The organism is Thermocrispum agreste DSM 44070 (genome assembly GCF_000427905.1).
GTDB classification, from domain to species: domain Bacteria; phylum Actinomycetota; class Actinomycetes; order Mycobacteriales; family Pseudonocardiaceae; genus Thermocrispum; species Thermocrispum agreste.
In genome coordinates, this window is sequence record NZ_KE386603.1 from 722,951 (window position 1) to 739,423 (window position 16,473).

General features: G+C 70.8%; 16 protein-coding genes and 1 pseudogene. 11 read left to right on the top strand and 6 right to left on the bottom strand.

Going from position 1 to position 16,473, the window contains the following annotated elements:
• Window positions 1-5: 5 nt before the first annotated feature.
• On the top strand, window positions 6-650 hold the full coding sequence (locus YWY_RS0113450) for a response regulator (RefSeq protein ID WP_038045300.1): 645 nt from the start codon (window positions 6-8) through the stop codon (window positions 648-650).
• Window positions 651-657: 7 nt separating this feature from the next.
• Here YWY_RS0113450 and metX read toward each other — a convergent pair whose 3' ends face one another.
• The 4 genes and pseudogenes from metX to YWY_RS0113470 form a co-directional block, all read right to left on the bottom strand.
• A complete protein-coding gene (gene metX / locus YWY_RS0113455; protein ID WP_028848024.1) occupies window positions 658-1,797 on the bottom strand; it encodes a homoserine O-acetyltransferase MetX in 1,140 nt (379 codons plus the stop codon).
• The gene (locus tag YWY_RS0113460) at window positions 1,794-3,092 is read right to left on the bottom strand and encodes a bifunctional o-acetylhomoserine/o-acetylserine sulfhydrylase (RefSeq protein ID WP_028848025.1); all 1,299 of its coding nucleotides are present in this window, start codon (window positions 3,090-3,092) and stop codon (window positions 1,794-1,796) included. The genes metX and YWY_RS0113460 overlap by 4 nt, the downstream gene beginning before the upstream one ends.
• A gap of 177 nt (window positions 3,093-3,269) precedes the next feature.
• A pseudogene (locus tag YWY_RS21980) lies at window positions 3,270-3,707 on the bottom strand (hypothetical protein).
• Window positions 3,708-3,767: 60 nt separating this feature from the next.
• Window positions 3,768-4,022: a DUF2631 domain-containing protein gene (locus tag YWY_RS0113470; RefSeq protein WP_028848026.1), complete on the bottom strand. Its 255-nt coding sequence runs from the start codon at window positions 4,020-4,022 to the stop codon at window positions 3,768-3,770.
• A gap of 142 nt (window positions 4,023-4,164) precedes the next feature.
• Here YWY_RS0113470 and dxr point away from each other — a divergent pair, with 142 nt between their 5' ends.
• The 8 genes from dxr to map all read left to right on the top strand — a co-directional run bounded on the left by dxr (window position 4,165) and on the right by map (window position 12,414).
• Window positions 4,165-5,337 carry a 1-deoxy-D-xylulose-5-phosphate reductoisomerase gene (gene dxr, locus YWY_RS0113475; RefSeq protein WP_028848027.1) on the top strand — a complete coding sequence of 391 codons (1,173 nt, stop codon included), beginning with the start codon at window positions 4,165-4,167 and terminating at the stop codon, window positions 5,335-5,337.
• A gap of 1 nt (window position 5,338) precedes the next feature.
• Complete coding sequence (locus YWY_RS0113480; RefSeq protein WP_028848028.1) at window positions 5,339-6,577, top strand: M50 family metallopeptidase; 1,239 nt, start codon at window positions 5,339-5,341, stop codon at window positions 6,575-6,577.
• A gap of 70 nt (window positions 6,578-6,647) precedes the next feature.
• Window positions 6,648-7,805, top strand: a complete 1,158-nt coding sequence (ispG, locus tag YWY_RS0113485; RefSeq protein ID WP_028848029.1) for a flavodoxin-dependent (E)-4-hydroxy-3-methylbut-2-enyl-diphosphate synthase — start codon at window positions 6,648-6,650, stop codon at window positions 7,803-7,805.
• 363 nt (window positions 7,806-8,168) lie between these two features.
• Window positions 8,169-8,318 carry a hypothetical protein gene (locus YWY_RS24930; RefSeq protein WP_211227532.1) on the top strand — a complete coding sequence of 50 codons (150 nt, stop codon included), beginning with the start codon at window positions 8,169-8,171 and terminating at the stop codon, window positions 8,316-8,318.
• A gap of 4 nt (window positions 8,319-8,322) precedes the next feature.
• Complete coding sequence (locus tag YWY_RS24935) at window positions 8,323-8,667, top strand: hypothetical protein (RefSeq protein WP_028848030.1); 345 nt, start codon at window positions 8,323-8,325, stop codon at window positions 8,665-8,667.
• A gap of 126 nt (window positions 8,668-8,793) precedes the next feature.
• Entirely contained in the window at window positions 8,794-9,648 is an 855-nt protein-coding gene (locus tag YWY_RS0113500; RefSeq protein ID WP_028848031.1) for a GNAT family N-acetyltransferase, read from the top strand.
• 59 nt (window positions 9,649-9,707) lie between these two features.
• On the top strand, window positions 9,708-11,501 hold the full coding sequence (locus YWY_RS0113505; protein WP_038045069.1) for a penicillin-binding transpeptidase domain-containing protein: 1,794 nt from the start codon (window positions 9,708-9,710) through the stop codon (window positions 11,499-11,501).
• A 61-nt stretch (window positions 11,502-11,562) separates the two neighbouring features.
• Complete coding sequence (gene map / locus YWY_RS0113510; protein WP_038045070.1) at window positions 11,563-12,414, top strand: type I methionyl aminopeptidase; 852 nt, start codon at window positions 11,563-11,565, stop codon at window positions 12,412-12,414.
• A gap of 54 nt (window positions 12,415-12,468) precedes the next feature.
• Here map and YWY_RS0113515 read toward each other — a convergent pair whose 3' ends face one another.
• The gene (locus YWY_RS0113515; RefSeq protein WP_028848034.1) at window positions 12,469-13,860 is read right to left on the bottom strand and encodes a mycothione reductase; all 1,392 of its coding nucleotides are present in this window, start codon (window positions 13,858-13,860) and stop codon (window positions 12,469-12,471) included.
• Window positions 13,861-13,978: 118 nt separating this feature from the next.
• On the opposite strand from YWY_RS0113515, the gene YWY_RS21990 reads away from it, so the two are divergent.
• Window positions 13,979-14,803 carry a S1 family peptidase gene (locus YWY_RS21990; protein ID WP_051310216.1) on the top strand — a complete coding sequence of 275 codons (825 nt, stop codon included), beginning with the start codon at window positions 13,979-13,981 and terminating at the stop codon, window positions 14,801-14,803.
• 30 nt (window positions 14,804-14,833) lie between these two features.
• Window positions 14,834-15,271: a GNAT family N-acetyltransferase gene (locus tag YWY_RS0113525; protein ID WP_038045071.1), complete on the top strand. Its 438-nt coding sequence runs from the start codon at window positions 14,834-14,836 to the stop codon at window positions 15,269-15,271.
• Here YWY_RS0113525 and YWY_RS0113530 read toward each other — a convergent pair whose 3' ends face one another.
• Window positions 15,272-16,441, bottom strand: a complete 1,170-nt coding sequence (locus YWY_RS0113530) for an 8-amino-7-oxononanoate synthase (RefSeq protein WP_028848036.1) — start codon at window positions 16,439-16,441, stop codon at window positions 15,272-15,274.
• Window positions 16,442-16,473: the final 32 nt, after the last annotated feature.

Consider the following 16,473-nt stretch of genomic DNA (forward strand, 5'->3'; position numbering starts at 1 on the left):
CCACGATGTCGAAGATTCGCATCCTGCTGGCCGACGACCACCAGCTGGTGCGTCGCGGGGTGCGGCTGATCCTGGACGGCGAGCCGGATCTCACGGTGATCGCCGAAGCGGGCGACGGCGCGGAGGCGCTGGCCAAAGCCAAGCAGGAGCCCCCGGACCTGGCGATCCTGGACATCGCGATGCCGCGGATGACCGGCCTGCAGACCGCGCGCGAGCTGTCCCGGCAGTTCCCGGACATCCGCATCCTGATGCTGACCATGTACGACAACGAGCAGTACCTGTTCGAAGCGCTCAAGGCGGGGGCGTCGGGGTACGTGCTCAAGTCGGTCGCCGACCGGGACCTGGTGGAAGCCTGCCGGGCGGCCATGCGGGGCGAGCCGTTCCTGTATCCCGGGGCGGTCACCACGCTGATCCGCAGCTACCTGGAACGGGTGGGGGAGGACGAGCCGCCCAAGGTGATCACCGAACGCGAGGAGGAAGTGCTCAAGCTGGTCGCGGAGGGCCACTCGTCGCGGGACATCGCCGCGATGCTGCACATCAGCGTCAAGACGGTCGAGCGGCACCGGGCGAACCTGCTGCAGAAGCTCGGGCTGCGCGACCGGCTCGAGCTGACCAGGTACGCCATCCGGGCCGGGCTCATCGAGCCGTGACGCGGCCTCAGCCCAGCAGGTCCTTGATCAACGTGGCGACCTCGTCGATCTCGATGAGGAACGAGTCGTGCCCGTACGGCGACGAGATCACCCTGGCCGGGCCGGAGGTCGGAATGCCGTCGGCGAGCTCGTGCGACTGGTACAGCGGGTACAGCCGGTCGCTGTCGAAGCCCGCGACGATGGTTCGCGCCGTGACGCGTTGCAGCGCCTCTTTGACACCACCACGGTCACGCCCCACGTCGTGCAGGTTCATGGCGCGCGTCAGCACCACGTAGCTGCCCGCGTCGAACCGCCGGACGAGCTTGTTCGCGTGGTGATCGAGATAGGACTCCACGGCGAACCGGCCGCCGGCGAACGGGTCCTCGTCGCCCTGGGGCGAGCGGCCGAAGCGCACCGCCAGCTCCTGCTCGCTGCGGTAGGACAAATGCGCGATGCGCCGGGCGATGCCCAGCCCGGCGTGCGGACCGCCACCCGGCGGTGCGTCGTAGTAGTCGCCTCCCCGCCACTGTGGGTCGGACAGGATGGCGTGGATCTGCGGGCTCGCCCAGGCGATCTGCTCGGCGGACGCGGCGGCCGGGCACGCCAGCAGCAACAGAGAAGCCACCCGCTCGGGGTAGCTCACCGCCCACTCCAGCGCCCGCATGCCACCCATCGAGCCGCCGATCACCGCGGCCCAGCGTTCGATGCCGAGGTGGTCGGCCAGCGCCGTCTCGGCGTTCACCTGGTCGCGAATGGTGATCTGGGGGAACCGGGATCCCCACGGCCGCCCGTCGGGAGCCGGTGAGGCCGGCCCGGTCGACCCCTGGCAGCCGCCGAGCACGTTCGGGGCCACGACGAAGTACTCGTCGGTGTCCAGGGCATGACCCGGGCCGATCAGGCCGTCCCACCATCCTGGGGTGGGGTGGCCTGGCCCGGCTGGCCCGGCGACATGGCTGTCACCGGTCAGCGCGTGCTCGACCAGCACGGCGTTGGAGCCGTCCGCGTTGAGCTTGCCCCACGTCTCGTAGGCGAGCTGGTACTCGGGCAGGCAACGGCCCGTCTCCAGACGCAGTGGCTTGTCGTGCCGGAAGAACGACCGGCGACCGGGCGGATCCCCTGCCCGCCACGCACCGGTGACGGGCAGGGGATCGGTGTCCGCTGACGTCACAGCGCCGCCTTGGCGGCCCGGAAACCGGCCTCCAGGTCCGCCTTGAGGTCCTCGATGCCTTCCAGGCCGACCGACAGCCGCACCAGGCCCGGCGTCACGCCGCTGGACAGCTGCTCCTCCGGGGACAGCTGGCTGTGTGTGGTGCTGGCCGGGTGCACGATCAGGCTGCGCACGTCACCGATGTTGACCAGCTGGCTGTGCAGCTCGGTGCCGTCCACGAAGGCCCGGCCCGCCTCGGCGCCGCCGCGCAGCTCGAACGACACCACGGCGCCTGCGCCCTTGGGCAGGTACTTCTGCGCGGCCGCGTAGAACGGGCTGGACTTCAGGCCCGCGTAGTACACCCGCTCCACCTCGTCGCGCTGCTCCAGCCACTCGGCAAGAGCCTGGGCGTTGGCCACGTGCCGCTCCATCCGCAGCGACAGCGTCTCGATGCCCTGCAGGATGAGGAACGCGTTCAGCGGGGCGATCGCAGGCCCGGTGTCCCGCAGCAGCTGCACCCTGGCCTTGGCGGCGTACGCGCCGGGGCCCAGCGCCTCCCAGTACTTCAGGCCGTGGTAGCTGGGGTCGGGCTCGTTGAAGCCGGGGAAGCGCTCCGGGTCGGCACCGAAGTCGAACGTCCCGCCGTCGACCAGCACACCCGCGATGGTGGTGCCGTGCCCGCCGAGGAACTTGGTCGCCGAGTGCACTACCACGTCGGCACCGTGCTCGATCGGCCGCAGCAGGTACGGCGTCGGCACCGTGTTGTCCACGATCAGCGGGACGCCGACCTCGTGCGCGACGTCGGCCACGGCCCGCACGTCCAACACGTTGCCGCCCGGGTTGGCCAGCGTCTCAGCGAAGAACGCCTTCGTGTTGGGGCGGGCGGCGGCGCGCCACGCGTCCAGGTCGTCCTGGTCGTCGATGAAGGTGACCTCGACACCGAGCTTCGGCAGCGTGTAGTGGAACAGGTTGTAGGTGCCGCCGTACAGCGAGGGGCTGGACACGATGTGGTCGCCGGCGCTCGCGACGTTGAGGATCGCCGCCGTGGTGGCCGCCGACCCGGACGCGAACGCCAGCGCGGCCACGCCGCCCTCGAGCGCGGCGATCCGCTTCTCGAGCACGTCCTGCGTCGGGTTCATGATCCGGGTGTAGATGTTGCCCGGTTCGGCCAGGCTGAACAGATCCTCGCCGTGCTTGGTGTCGCGGAAGACGTACGACGTCGTCTGATAGATCGGAGTTGCCCGCGCGCCCGTGGTCGGGTCGGGCTCCGCACCTGCGTGGATCTGCTTGGTCTCGAACGACCAACCGTCGGACATTCGGCGTCTCCTCCAGTCGTGGCTGCAACTGGCGTCGACGCTAACGGCCGTTGCGCCCAGCACCTACCGCGTCCACGATGCGAGAAGCTATTTCCATCATTCGGGCGACCCGGGTCCGAGCGGTGCACGACTGGTCCGCATGGCGGGACAGCAAGCGAGTCAGGGCAGGCCGGCAGATCAGCCCGGCACGTCGGCCGGGGTCGCTTCGTGACCCGGTTCGCCCGGCGTGGGCCGGTGCGCTTTCAGCTGGGCCTCGTGCAGGTGGGTGTGGCCGTTGGTGAGCTTGCGGGCCTCCCGCTCGAACTCCCGGAACGGCTGGTAGTACGTCTCGTCGTAGTCCTCGACCACCTGGAAGGTCTACCGGCCCGGCAGCACGTTGCGGCCGACCAGCTCCCGCCGCAGGCGTTCGGCCAGCGCGGTGTGGCCGGCCTCGGCCAGCTCCTCGACGGCCTCGCCGACCTTGAAGTCGGCCGATCCGGTCAGCTGGTGGAACGCATACAGGTGCCCGCGGGCGACCTCCACGGTCTCGAGTGCTTCGGTGAGCTTCCCCACCGCGGACACGGTCCGCTCGTCGAGGCCGTCGGGCAGGGAATCGCTCAGGCGTGGATCAGTCATGCCTGGCCGGATACCCGCTGGCCCGGGGTTCGATACGCAGGCCAGGCACTGCGCAGGCGGCTACCGGCGCCAGGAGGTGCGCCGCCTGCGCAGGTCGAAGACCAGCAGGCCCGCGGTGATCGCGGCCAGGCCGACCAGATAGACGTCCTCCACCCGGCCGGTGTGGTTGCCGATCAGCATCAGCAGCAGCACGGCGACGATGGCCCAGCCCATCACCTGCACCAGGTTCGGGAAGCTGCCGTGCCACCCCCACTCGGCCGACGGCTCGTCCGCCGGGCTGACGTTGGACCTGGTCTCGAGTTCCTGTCCAGCCACCGGTGCTCCTCCTGCGTCCACCGCCCGTCGTGCGGGCGCTTTCCGCCCGAATGATCGCACACCGGGCGCCGGGGGTGTGCCCGGCGTCGGCCAGAATGAAGCGGTGACCACACACGGTGAGGACGGCCGCCGCAGCGTGCTGGTGCTCGGCTCCACCGGGTCGATCGGGACCCAGGCGCTGGAGGTCGTCGCGGCCAACCGGGACCGGTTCCGCGCGATCGGCCTGGCGGCGGGTGGCAGCAACCCGCGGTTGCTGGCCCGGCAAGCCGTCGAACACGGGGTGGAAGCGGTCGCCGTGGTCCGTCCCGCCGCGGTGGAGGAGGTGCGGCAGGCGCTGGCCGCCGAAGCAGAGCGGCGCCGGCCCGTCGCCGGGCAGGTGCGATTGCCGCGGGTCTTCGCCGGCGCGGACGCGTGCACGGAACTGATCGACGCCGTCCGCGCGGACGTCGTGCTCAACGCGGTGACCGGATCGCTGGGGCTGGCGTCGACGTTGAAGGCGCTGGAGACCGGGGCGACGCTGGCGCTGGCGAACAAGGAGTCGTTGATCGCGGGCGGGTCGCTGGTGCTGTCCGCCGCTCGCCCCGGCCAGATCGTGCCGGTCGACTCGGAGCACTCGGCGCTGGCGCAGGCGCTGCGGGGTGGCCGCCGCGAGGAAGTCGATGCGCTGGTGCTGACCGCTTCCGGCGGCCCGTTCCGCGGCCGCACCAGGGCGGAGCTGGCCGACGTCACGGTCGAGGAGGCCATGGCCCACCCCACGTGGGACATGGGCCCGGTGATCACCGTGAACTCCGCGACGCTGGTCAACAAGGGCCTCGAGCTGATCGAGGCGAAGTTGTTGTTCGACGTGCCCTACGACCGCATCGAGGTGGTGGTGCACCCGCAGTCGGTGGTGCACTCGATGGTGCGATTCGTGGACGGCTCGACGATCGCGCAAGCCAGCCCGCCGGACATGCGGTTGCCCATCGCGCTGGCGCTCGCGTGGCCGGAGCGGGTGCCCGGGGCGGCCGCCGCGTGCGACTGGAGCAAGGCCGCGACCTGGACTTTCGAGCCGCTGGACAACGATGCGTTCCCCGCCGTGGAGCTGGCCCGCGAGGCGGGCAAGATGGGCGGTTGCGTGCCCGCGGTGTACAACGCGGCCAACGAGGAGGCGGTGGCGGCCTTCCGGGCACAGAACGCCAGCTTCACGTCGATCGTGGACACTGTGTCGGAAGTGGTGAGCGCGGCCGACGAATGGCGGCGCGAGCCGCGGGACATCGAGGACGTGCTGGCGGCGGAACGGTGGGCTCGACGGCGAGCCAGAGGAAGGAACGCATAGCGTGGTCTACATCTTCGGCGTGATCCTGTTCGCGCTGGGTATCTGCGTCTCGATCGCTTTGCACGAGGCGGGGCACCTGGCCGCCGCGAAGATGTTCGGGATGAAGGTGCGGCGGTACTTCGTCGGCTTCGGGCCGCGGGTGTTCTCCTTCCGCCGGGGTGAGACCGAGTACGGCCTGAAGGCCGTGCCGCTGGGGGGCTTCTGCGACATCGCGGGCATGACCGCGCTGGACGAGGTGACGCCGGACGAAGCGCCGCGCGCGATGTGGCGCTACCCGGTGTGGAAGCGCACCGTGGTGCTGGCCGCCGGGTCGTTCACCCACTTCGTCCTCGGGTTCGTCGTGCTGTACCTGCTGGCGGTCAGCATGGGGCTGCCGAACCTCAACGGCACCCCGGAGCTGGCACAGGTCAGCTGCGCCAAGGACGCCACGACACCGGACGAGCTGCGCACCCTCACCTGCACCGCCGCCGACCGCGCGCCGGCCAAGGAAGCCGGGCTGCGGGAGGGCGACGTCATCGTCGCGGTGGACGGCAAGCCGGTGGACAACTACGGCGAGATCCAGGAGATCGTCCGCAAGCACACCGGGCCGCTGCAGCTGACCGTGGAGCGGGACGGCAGGCAGGTGCCGATCACCGTGGACGTGGTGCAGGTCAAGCGGCCCAAGTTCGACCCGGCGACCGGCAACCCGGTGGTGCGCGACGGCAAGCCGGAGCTGGAGTCGGTCGGCATGATCGGGGTCAGCTTCCCCCGCCAGTACGAATACGGCGCCTGGGAGGCGCTGCCCGCCGCGGTCGCGTTCACCGGCGACATGTTCGAAAAGACCTGGGAGGCGCTGCTGCGCTTCCCGGAGCGGATCCCCGCGGTGGTGGAGGCCATCTTCGGCGAGGAACGCGACCCGGACACCCCGGTCTCGGTGGTGGGCGCCAGCCGGATCGGCGGCGAGGCCGTCGAGGCGGGCCTGTGGGAGCTGTTCTTCCTGCTGCTGGCCAGCCTGAACTTCTTCGTCGGGGTGTTCAACCTGCTGCCGCTGCTGCCGTTGGACGGCGGGCACATCGCGGTGAGCTGGTACGAGAAGGTGCGGGACTGGCTGCGCAAGCTGCGCGGCAAGCCGGCAGGCGGCCCGGTCGACTACAGCAAGCTGTCCATGGTGACGATGGTCCTGGTCGTCCTCGGCGGCGCGGTGGTGCTGCTGACCGTCACCGCGGACATCGTCAACCCGATCCGGCTGTTCCCGAACTAGCCGCAACGGCCGGGGTGAGCTGGCTCCCCATCGCCGGTACCCGATCGGGGGCCGTCGGTATCGTGGGGGCGTGACCATCGACCTCGGAATGCCCGGCACGCCACCACCCGTGCTGGCGGAACGACGCAAGACGCGGCAGCTCATGGTCGGTTCGGTCGGCGTCGGCAGCGAGTACCCGGTGTCGGTGCAGTCGATGACGACCACGGTGACCGCCGACGTCAACGCCACGTTGCAGCAGATCGCCGAGCTGACCGCAGCCGGCTGCGACATCGTGCGGGTGGCCTGCCCGTCGGCCGACGACGCCGCGGCGCTGCCCGCGATCGCCCGCAAGTCGCAGATCCCGGTGATCGCCGACATCCACTTCCAGCCGAAGTACGTCTTCGCCGCCATCGAAGCCGGGTGCGCCGCGGTCCGGGTCAACCCGGGCAACATCAAGAAGTTCGACGACAAGGTCGCCGAGATCGCCCAGGCGGCCAAGGACCACGGCACGCCGATCCGCATCGGGGTCAACGCGGGCTCGCTGGACCCGCGGATCCTGCGCAAGTACGGCAAGGCCACCCCGGAAGCCCTGGCCGAGTCGGCGCTGTGGGAGGCGTCGCTGTTCGCCGAGCACGACTTCCACGACCTGAAGATCAGCGTCAAGCACCACGACCCGGTGGTGATGATCCGGGCCTACGAGATCCTGGCCGAGCAGTGCGACTACCCGCTGCACCTCGGCGTGACCGAGGCCGGCCCCGCGTTCCAGGGCACGATCAAGTCCGCGGTGGCGTTCGGCGCCCTGCTGCGGCAGGGGATCGGCGACACCATCCGCGTCTCGCTGTCCGCGCCTCCGGTCGAGGAGGTCAAGGTCGGGCAGCAGATCCTGCAGTCGCTGAACCTGCGGCCGCGCAAGTTGGAGATCGTCTCCTGCCCGTCGTGCGGCCGGGCCCAGGTGGACGTGTTCAAGCTGGCCGAGGAGGTCACCGCCGGGCTGGAGGGCCTGGAGGTCCCGCTGCGCGTGGCGGTGATGGGCTGTGTGGTGAACGGCCCCGGTGAGGCGCGCGAGGCCGACCTGGGCGTGGCCTCCGGCAACGGCAAGGGGCAGATCTTCGTCAAGGGCGAGGTCGTCAAGACGGTGCCCGAGCACAAGATCGTGGAAACCCTGCTCGAGGAGGCCATGCGCATCGCGGAGGAGGCCGCCGAGTCCGGCCGGGAAGGCACCGGATCCCCGGTCGTCACGGTCAGCTGACGGTCGTCAGTCCGCGCCCGCCGTGCCGCCGAGGGGTGGGCAGTGAGTTCGTGATACCCCGTCAGCACCCGGCGGTGCGGCCGCACGTGTCGCGATACGTCGGATACCGGCAGGACGAGGTGACGGTGCGGGTCCATCGCGGCCTGCCGTCGCGGCATGTCTCGGTGGTGATCAGCCCTGCCTGCCCGATCCGCTTCCGCGCGCCCCAGGCGACCGTACAAGCGGCGCTTGGTGCTGCACACCGGCCCGGTGCCGATCGAGTAGGGCCGCTCGCAGTGCGGCGTCCAGCTCGAGATCGATCCGCTCGGGGCGCCCGCGCTGTTCGGGCTGTCCGGCGCGGAGTTGCCCGGTGAGCTGGCCGACTTGGCCGAGACGGGCCGGGCCGAGCTGGCCGTTCTCCCCGAGCGGTTGCGGCAGGCTGCCACGTGGGCCGAGCGACTCGCCGTGCTTGAGGCGGTGCTGACGGCCGTCCTCCAGCGGGCCGCGCCCGGCAGGCGCACGCCGTCACAGTGATCGCGTGGGCGTGGCAGCGAGCCTGATCCGGGGCGTCACCGAGCCGCCGTCACCCGAGATCGCGTGGGCGTGGCAGCGGCTGCAGAACGGGGCCGTGGTGGTCGGTGAGCTGGCCGAGGACGTCGGCTGGAGCGAGCGACGGTCCCGGGAACGCTTCCGGGCCGAGATCGGCCTGGCGCCCAAGCAGGCCGCGCGTGTACTGCGTTTCGAACGCGCGACGATGCTGCTCTGCAGGCCGGGATGCCCAGGCGGAGCTGGCGGTGGCGTGCGGGTTCGACGACCAGGCGCACCTGACCAACGAGTGGCGCAGGCTGGCCGGTTGCACACCGGGCGCCTGGCTGGCCGATGAGGCACCGCAGCTGGCCGCGGAGCTGTCCGGCGCCGCTGCCCCGTTCCGGCGGTTTTGCCTGTTCGGCGGGGTCGTCAGCGGTGAAACGAGTGGGCGAAGGCCCGGAATGTCTGGCAGTCTGGACGAGTGCTGCGGTTGGCCGGAACCAGGGTGCTCAACGCGCGGGACGACGCCGCGATACGGGCCGCACTCGCCGCGGATCCGATCGTCAGCTGCATGGTGAGCTCGCGGGTCGAAGCAGTCGGCGTCGAACCGCGTCGGCTGGGCGGCGAACTGTGGACGCTGGACCGGCGCCCGCTGCGGTCCAGCTGGCTGGACGCGCTGTGCTTCTCCGGCCCGAATTTGATCCCGTTGCGCGGTGACCGGGCGGCGCTGCGGGCGTTCGCCGACCGGGCGCTGCGGCGGGCACGTCAGTGCTCGTCGCTGGTCGGCCCGGCCACCCTGGTCCTCGGCCTGTGGGAGGAACTGGCCATGGCATGGGGACCGGCCAGGGACGTACGCACCTCGCAGCCGCTGATGGCCATCGAGACCCCGCCCGCGGTCGAGCCGGATCCGCACGTGCGCAGGGTGGTGCCCAGCGAACTGGACACCTACCTGCCCGCGGCCATCGCGATGTTCATCGAGGAGGTCGGGGTCGACCCGCGGCTCGGCGACGGCGGTGCGAGCTACCGGTCCCGGGTCGCCGAGCTGATCTCCGCCGGCCGCGCGTTCGCGCGGTTCGAGGACGGCGAGGTGGTCTTCAAGGCCGAGATCGGCGCGCTGTCGGCGACCGTGGGGCAGATCCAGGGCGTGTGGGTGCATCCGGAGTGGCGCGGACGCGGCCTGGGCACCGCGGGCACCGCGGCGGTGGTGCAGCACCTGGTCGACGACCTCGGCCGGATCGCCAGCTTGTACGTCAACTCCTACAACGCCCCGGCGCTCGCCGCGTACCGCAAAGTTGGCTTCCGGCAGGTGGGCGAGTTCGCCACGGTGCTGTTCTGAACCGTTCGGACACGGTGACCGGAACGACCGCCGGTCATCGGGCATACTCCACGCTCGTGATGCGACGCACCCTGTGCTTGGCCCTCGCCGCCGTACTGATCAGCTCGCTGACGGCGTGCGGACTGTTCTCCTCCGCCGGCGCGGAGGACGCCGCTCGCGCGTTCGCCGCCGCGTACGGCGACCCGGCAGCGGCCGCACAGCTGACCGATGCGCCGAAGGCGGCCGAAGCCGCACTCCGGCAGGCGAAACAAGCGCTCGATGCCGAGGACGTCCAGGTCGCCGTCGAGGACGTCACCGAGGCCGACGGAGCGGCCACCGCCGGCTTCACGGTGACCTGGAAACTGCCGGATGACCGCACCTGGCGCTACCAGACCGAGGCCGAGCTGGTTCCGCACGGTGACGGATGGCAGGTGCGCTGGACTCCTGCGGTGCTGCACCCCAAGCTGGCCGCCCAGCACACGCTGGCGGTGGAGACCGAGACTCCCGAGCTCGCTCCGGTGCTGGACCGCAGCGGCGCGAACGTGCTCGAGCCCGGGTACGTCGTGTCGATCATGCTGTATCCGGACGAGGCCAGGCAGTCCGGCGGCGTGCACACGGTCGCCAAGTCGCTGGCCGCGTCGTTGAAACGCTTCGACCGGACGATCACCGAGCGGTCGATTCTGGCCGCGGCCCGCAAAGCCACCGGCAAGAACGCCTCGACCGTCGTCGCCGTGCTGCGCGAGCACGACTACCAGTCGGTGAAACCGGCCATCTACGACCTGCCCGGGGTCAAGTTCGTCCGGCAGACCCGGTTGCTGCCGCCGTCCCGCGACCTCGGATCCCAGCTGCTGCCCGCCATCCGCACCTTGGTCACCGACCGGGTCACCGGGGAGGCGGGCTGGCGGGTGGTGGCCAAGGACTCCCTCGGCGCCGAGGTGGCCGAACTGCACCGGGTGGACCCGAAGCCGGCCAAGGCGGTGCAAACCACGATCAGCCTGGACGTGCTCAGGGCGGCCGAGAAGGCCGTGGACCGCGAGCGCAAGCCGGCGGCCCTGGTGGCGCTGCAGCCGTCCTCCGGCGGCATCCTCGCGGTCGCCCAGAACGAGGCCGCGGACAAGCAGGGCGCGATCTCGCTCATCGGCCGCTTCCCGCCGGGCTCGACGTTCAAGATGGCCACCGCGCTTGCCGCATTGCGAGCGGGCGAGGTGTCCCCGCGCAGCAAGGTCGACTGTCCCGGCACGACGGTGATCGGTGGCAGGCTGGTGCCCAACGAGGGCCGCTTCCAGCTCGGCACCGTGCCGCTGGCACAGGCGTTCGCCAAGTCGTGCAACACCACGTTCGCCCGGCTGGCCGCGCGCCTGCCCGCCGACGCGCTCACCGAGGCCGCTCGTGACCTGGGCGTCGGCGCGGACTTCGTCATCCCCGGCATCACCACCATCACCGGGTCGGCGCCGCCGTCCGGATCGCTGGTGCAGCGTGCGGAGAACGGCTTCGGGCAGGGCAAGGTGCTGGCCAGCCCGTTCGGCATGGCCTTGGCGGCGGCCACGGTCCGGGCGGGCAAGACGCCGGTGCCCACCCTGGTGAAGGGCGAGAAGACGAAAGCCACCGGTCTGGGCCGGCCGCTGCGCAAGGAGCACGCCGCGGCCCTGCGCGACATGATGCGCCAGGTGGTCACGCAGGGCACGGCGACCGCGCTGCGGGGGCTGGGACCGGTGCACGGCAAGACCGGAACCGCGCAGTTCGGCGACGGCAAGCACTCGCACGGATGGTTTGCCGGATACCGAGGCGACGTGGCGTTCGCGGTGCTGGTCGTCGGCGGCGAGACATCGGCTCCCGCGGTCGAGATCAGCAAGGCGTTCCTGGCCGGCCTGTGACGTCTGCGCTGTGCCTGCCGCCCCGGCTTCGCCGCGCGACGCGCCGCAGTAAGGTCGAAGTATGCGTGAACCGTTGCAGCCCGGAGTGCAAAGCCCGCGTCGCCCTGTGCCGCCGCACATCGAACGCCCGGAGTACGTGGGCAAACCCGCTCCGCAGCGGGTGGAGGGCAACGGTGTGCGCACCCCCGAGGTGATCGAGGCCATGCGAGTGGCGTGCCGGATCGCCGCGCAGGCGCTGGAGGAGGGTGGCAAGGCGGTCAAGCCGGGGGCCACCACCGACGACATCGACAAGGTGGTGCACGAGTTCCTGTGCGACCACGGCGCCTATCCGTCCACGCTCGGCTACCGCGGTTACCCCAAGTCGTGCTGCACTTCGCTGAACGAGGTCATCTGTCACGGCATCCCGGATTCGACCGTGATCCAGGACGGGGACATCTGCAACATCGACGTCACCGCCTACATCGGTGGCGTGCACGGCGACACCAACGCCACGTTCCTGGCGGGCGAGGTGTCCGAGGAGGCCCGGCTGCTGGTCGAGCGCACCAAGGAAGCCACCATGCGGGCGATCAAGGCGGTGCGCCCCGGCAGGCAGCTGAACGTGATCGGCCGGGTGATCGAGTCGTACGCCAAGCGGTTCGGCTACGGCGTGGTGCGCGACTTCACCGGCCACGGCGTCGGCCCGGCCTTCCACACCGCGCCGACCGTGCTGCACTACGAGGAGCCGTCGGTGACCACGGTGATCGAGGAAGGCATGACGTTCACCATCGAGCCGATGATCACCTTGGGCACCATCGAGTACGAGATCTGGGACGACGGCTGGACGGTCACCACGAAGGACAAGAAGTGGACCGCCCAGTTCGAGCACACCATCCTGGTCACCGCGGAAGGAGCGGAGATCCTCACCCTGCCGTGAGCCGACCGGCCGCGGAGACGACGGCACGAAATGCGCTCCGCTGTCGGCCCTCGGCTACTTCAGCGGCAGGTTGAGCAGCGCGTTCTCCAGCACCTCCGGCATCGCCGGGTGAATCCAGTACTGGCCGCGCGCCATGCGCTTGGCGTCCAGTCCGAAACTCATCGCCTGGATCGCCGGCTGGATCACCGTCGGGGCCTGCGGCCCGATGATGTGCACGCCGAGCAGCCTGCCGGACTCCGGGTCGGCCAGCACCTTGGCGAAACCGGTGGTGTCCTCCATCGCCCAGCCGTAGGCGATGTCCGCATAGGCCTGGGTACCGACGACGTACGGCACGCCTTCGGCCTTCAGCTGCTCCTCGGTGCGGCCGACCGAGGCGATCTGCGGGGACGTGAACACCGCCTTCGGAATGTGAGCGTGGTTGGCGGCGATCGGGTCGTCCGGGTGCAGCAGGTTGTGCTGGACCACGCGAGCTTCGTGGTTGGCCACGTGCTTGAGCTGGTCCGGTGAGCTGATGTCGCCCAGCGCGTACACGCCGTCGACCGACGTCCGCTGGTACTCGTCGACCCACACCCGGCCGTCCACCGTCTTGATACCGCCCGCTGCCACGTCGAGCAGGTCGGTGTTCGGCTTCCTGCCGACGGCGATCAGCAACTGCCCGGCCTCGACGGTTTCCGGGCCGCGTGCCGTGGACAGCTCGACGGCCACGCCGTTCTCGCTGGGCCGGACGGCCTGCGCGTGCGACTCCAGGCGCAGATCCCACTTCCGCGCGGCGATCTGGGTGATCCGCTCGCTGATCGCGCCGTCCTGGTCGCGCAGGATGCGGTTGGTCCGCGCCACCATGGTGACCTCGACCCCGAACGACGACATGATGTGCGCGAACTCGGCGGCGATGAAGCCACTGCCCAGGATCACCACGCTGTCCGGCAACTTGTCCAGCCGCATGATGGTGTCCGAGGTGTGGTAGGCGACCTGATCCAGCCCGGGCAGGTCCGGCACGATCGGGCGGCTGCCCGCCGCCAGCACGATGCGCTCGGCGGTGATCTGCTGCGGGCTGCCGCCGTCGTTGGGCGTGACTTCCAGCCGGCGCAGACCGGTGAAGCGGGCCGTGCCCTCGAACACCGTGACGTTGGCGTTGTCCGGGTGCTCGATGCGGTAGGTCCGCCCGCCCTCGGCGATCGGATCGATGCGGCCGAAGATCCGGTCCCGCACGTCCGCCCAGCGCACCCCGGACAGCTCGGCGTCGACGCCGAGCCGGTGGCCGTTCGCCGCCGTGGACGCCACGTCGGCGGTGTGCACGAACATCTTGGTCGGGATGCATCCCACGTTCAGGCAGGTGCCGCCGAACGTGCCCTTCTCGACGATGGCCACCTTCATGCCGGCGAACCGCTGGTCGAGGATGGAATTGCCGGACCCGGTGCCGATGATCACCAAATCGAAGTGCTGCACGTGATAGTCAACCGTCTTGGGACGGTGAGTGTTCCCTGGTGGCTCACTGGAGTGAACTCGGTGGCGAAGTCCGATTCGTTGAGCGTGCGAACAGGCGCCGAGCCCTAGGGTCGCCCTCATGCGAGGGAGAACGTGCTCCGTCGGCGTGCTGGCGGTGGTGACGTCGCTGCTGAGTGTCGTGCCGGGCAGCGCCGAACCGGGTGGGACGTCGCAAGCGGAGATCGTCGGCGGGCAGCAGGCACGGATTCGCGACTACCCGTACGTGGCGTACTTGGCGGACAGGCGGGGGCGTCAGTTCTGCGGAGCGGCATTGTTCGCGCCGGCCAGGGTGGTGACGGCGGCGCACTGTGTGGCCAACGTGGACGCCGATGCGCTGATCGTGGTCGCCGGACGCGAGGACACCCGTACCGATGCCGGGCGCGAGGTCGGTGTGCGCCGGATCTGGGTGCACCCGCGGTTCCGCAATGCGGTGCGCGGATACGACGTGGCCGTGCTGGAACTTGCCGGCCCGTTGCCGTATCGGCCGGTCCGCCTGGCGGGCGAAGCGGACGACGATCTGTACCAAGCGGGCCGGAAGGCGACCGTGCTGGGCTGGGGTTACACCGCGGAGGGCGGTCAGTCGTCGCCGGTGCTGCGCAGCGCCGAGGTGCCGGTGCGTTCCGACCGAGTCTGTTCGCAGGCGTATGTGCAGTACGTTCCCGAGGTCATGGTCTGCGCGGGCTACGACGACGGAGGCGTCGACGCCTGCCAGGGCGATTCGGGTGGCCCGCTCGTGGTGCGCGGGAAACTGATCGGCCTGGTCTCGTGGGGTGAGGGCTGTGCGCGGCCGGGCAAGCCCGGGGTGTACACGGAGGTACGCGCCCTTGTCGAGGACATCGTCAGGGCCGACGACGGCGACGGAGCGAAATCCGGAGCAGGTCTGCTCGGTGTCTCCGTCCGCTGACGTCCGGCCCGATGTGCCAGGATGCGGCGCATGACCATCGTTGCGGCTCGCGGGGACCAGCTCACCGCCGCCCAGCTGTATGCGCTGCTACGGCTGCGGGTCGACGTGTTCGTGGTCGAACAGCAGGCCGCCTATCCCGAGCTGGACGGGCTGGACCTGCTTCCGGTCACGCTCCATCTGTGGCAGCCGGGCGACGGCGGCCGAGTGGACGGATGTCTGCGGTTGCTCGACGAGGGTGACGTGGTGCGGGTCGGCCGGGTGTGCACCGCGCAGGCGGTCCGGGGCACCGGGCTCGGCGCGCGGTTGATGGAGGCCGCCATGCGGCACATCGCCGATCGCGAGTCGGTGCTCGAGTCCCAGACCACGGCGACCGGGTTCTACGCCCGCTTCGGCTATCGGATCGACGGCGAGGAGTACGTCGAGGAGGACGGCATCCCGCACGTGCGGATGCGCAGGCCGGGTGGCTGACTACCGGCGCGGCGCCGTCGTGACGATCACGTCGACCGCACGGTCGATGTCCGCCTCGGTGAGCGTGGCGCGGGCGGTCAGGCGCAGCCGCGAGATGCCGTCCGGGACCGACGGGGGACGGAAGCATCCCACCCGGACTCCTTGTTCGGCGCAGCGCGCTGCCCAGGCCACCGCGTCGTCGGGTGACGGCGCGCGGACGGACACCACTGCGGCGTCGGGGGTGCTCACGCGCAGCCCCGCGTCGGCAAGCCGTTGCGACAGCCGGCCGGCCACTTCGAGCACCTGCTGCGGCCGGCCGGGTTCGTCGCGCAGCACGCCGAGCGCGGCCAAGGCGGCGGCAGCGCTCCCCGGTGCCAGCCCGGTGTCGAAGATGAACGACCGCGCGGTCTCGACCAGGTGCCGGATCACCCGCTTCGGCCCCAGCACAGCGCCGCCCTGGGAGCCGAGTGACTTGGAAAGCGTGATGGTCGTGACGACATCCGGCGCGCCGGCCAGTCCCGCGGCGTGGACCGCGCCGCGGCCACCGTCGCCCAGCACACCCAGGCCATGCGCATCGTCCGCCAGGAGGGCGGCACCGTGCTCCCGGCACGCGGCGGCCAGCTCCGACAGGGGGGCCAGGTCGCCGTCGACGGAGAACACCGCGTCGGTCACCACCAGGGCCCGGCGATGCCGCCGCGTGCGCAGCGCGTGCGCCACGGCTTCCGGGTCGTTGTGCGCCACCACGGCGATGTCGGCGCGTGACAGGCGGCAGCCCTCGATCAACGACGCGTGGATGTAGCGGTCGGTGACGATGGCGCTGTCCCGCCCGGTGAGCGCGGTGACCGCGCCCAGGTTGGCCATGAACCCGGAGGAGAACACCAGGGCGGCCTCGGCGCCGCAGAACCGGGCCAGTTCTCGTTCCAGTTCGGCGTGCAGCTCGGTCGTCCCGGTCACCAGGCGCGACCCGGTGGAGCCTGCGCCCCACCGCAGTGCCGCCGCTGCGGCGGCTCCCGCGACGCGCTTGTCCGTGGCAAGGCCGAGGTAGTCGTTGCTGGCCAGGTCGAGCACACCGGCCGCGCGTTCGGTGGCCGACCGCGGCCGGAGCCTGCGCACCAGCCCGGCTTCGGCCCGCTTGCCAGCCTCGTCGTCCAGCCAGTCGAAGACGTGCTCGCCATCACTGCCTTGTGTCACTTGGGCAGTGTCGCACCTGGGGACTAGTTTCG

What these genes read in the sequence shown, in the direction of transcription:
- YWY_RS0113525 (WP_038045071.1), top strand. Translation starts at nt 14,834, where the DNA reads ATGACCATCGTTGCGGCTCGCGGGGACCAGCTCACCGCCGCCCAGCTG.
- YWY_RS21990 (WP_051310216.1), top strand. Translation starts at nt 13,979, where the DNA reads ATGCGAGGGAGAACGTGCTCCGTCGGCGTGCTGGCGGTGGTGACGTCG.
- YWY_RS0113460 (WP_028848025.1), bottom strand. Translation starts at nt 3,092, where the DNA reads ATGTCCGACGGTTGGTCGTTCGAGACCAAGCAGATCCACGCAGGTGCG.
- map (WP_038045070.1), top strand. Translation starts at nt 11,563, where the DNA reads ATGCGTGAACCGTTGCAGCCCGGAGTGCAAAGCCCGCGTCGCCCTGTG.
- YWY_RS0113450 (WP_038045300.1), top strand. Translation starts at nt 6, where the DNA reads ATGTCGAAGATTCGCATCCTGCTGGCCGACGACCACCAGCTGGTGCGT.
- YWY_RS0113505 (WP_038045069.1), top strand. Translation starts at nt 9,708, where the DNA reads ATGCGACGCACCCTGTGCTTGGCCCTCGCCGCCGTACTGATCAGCTCG.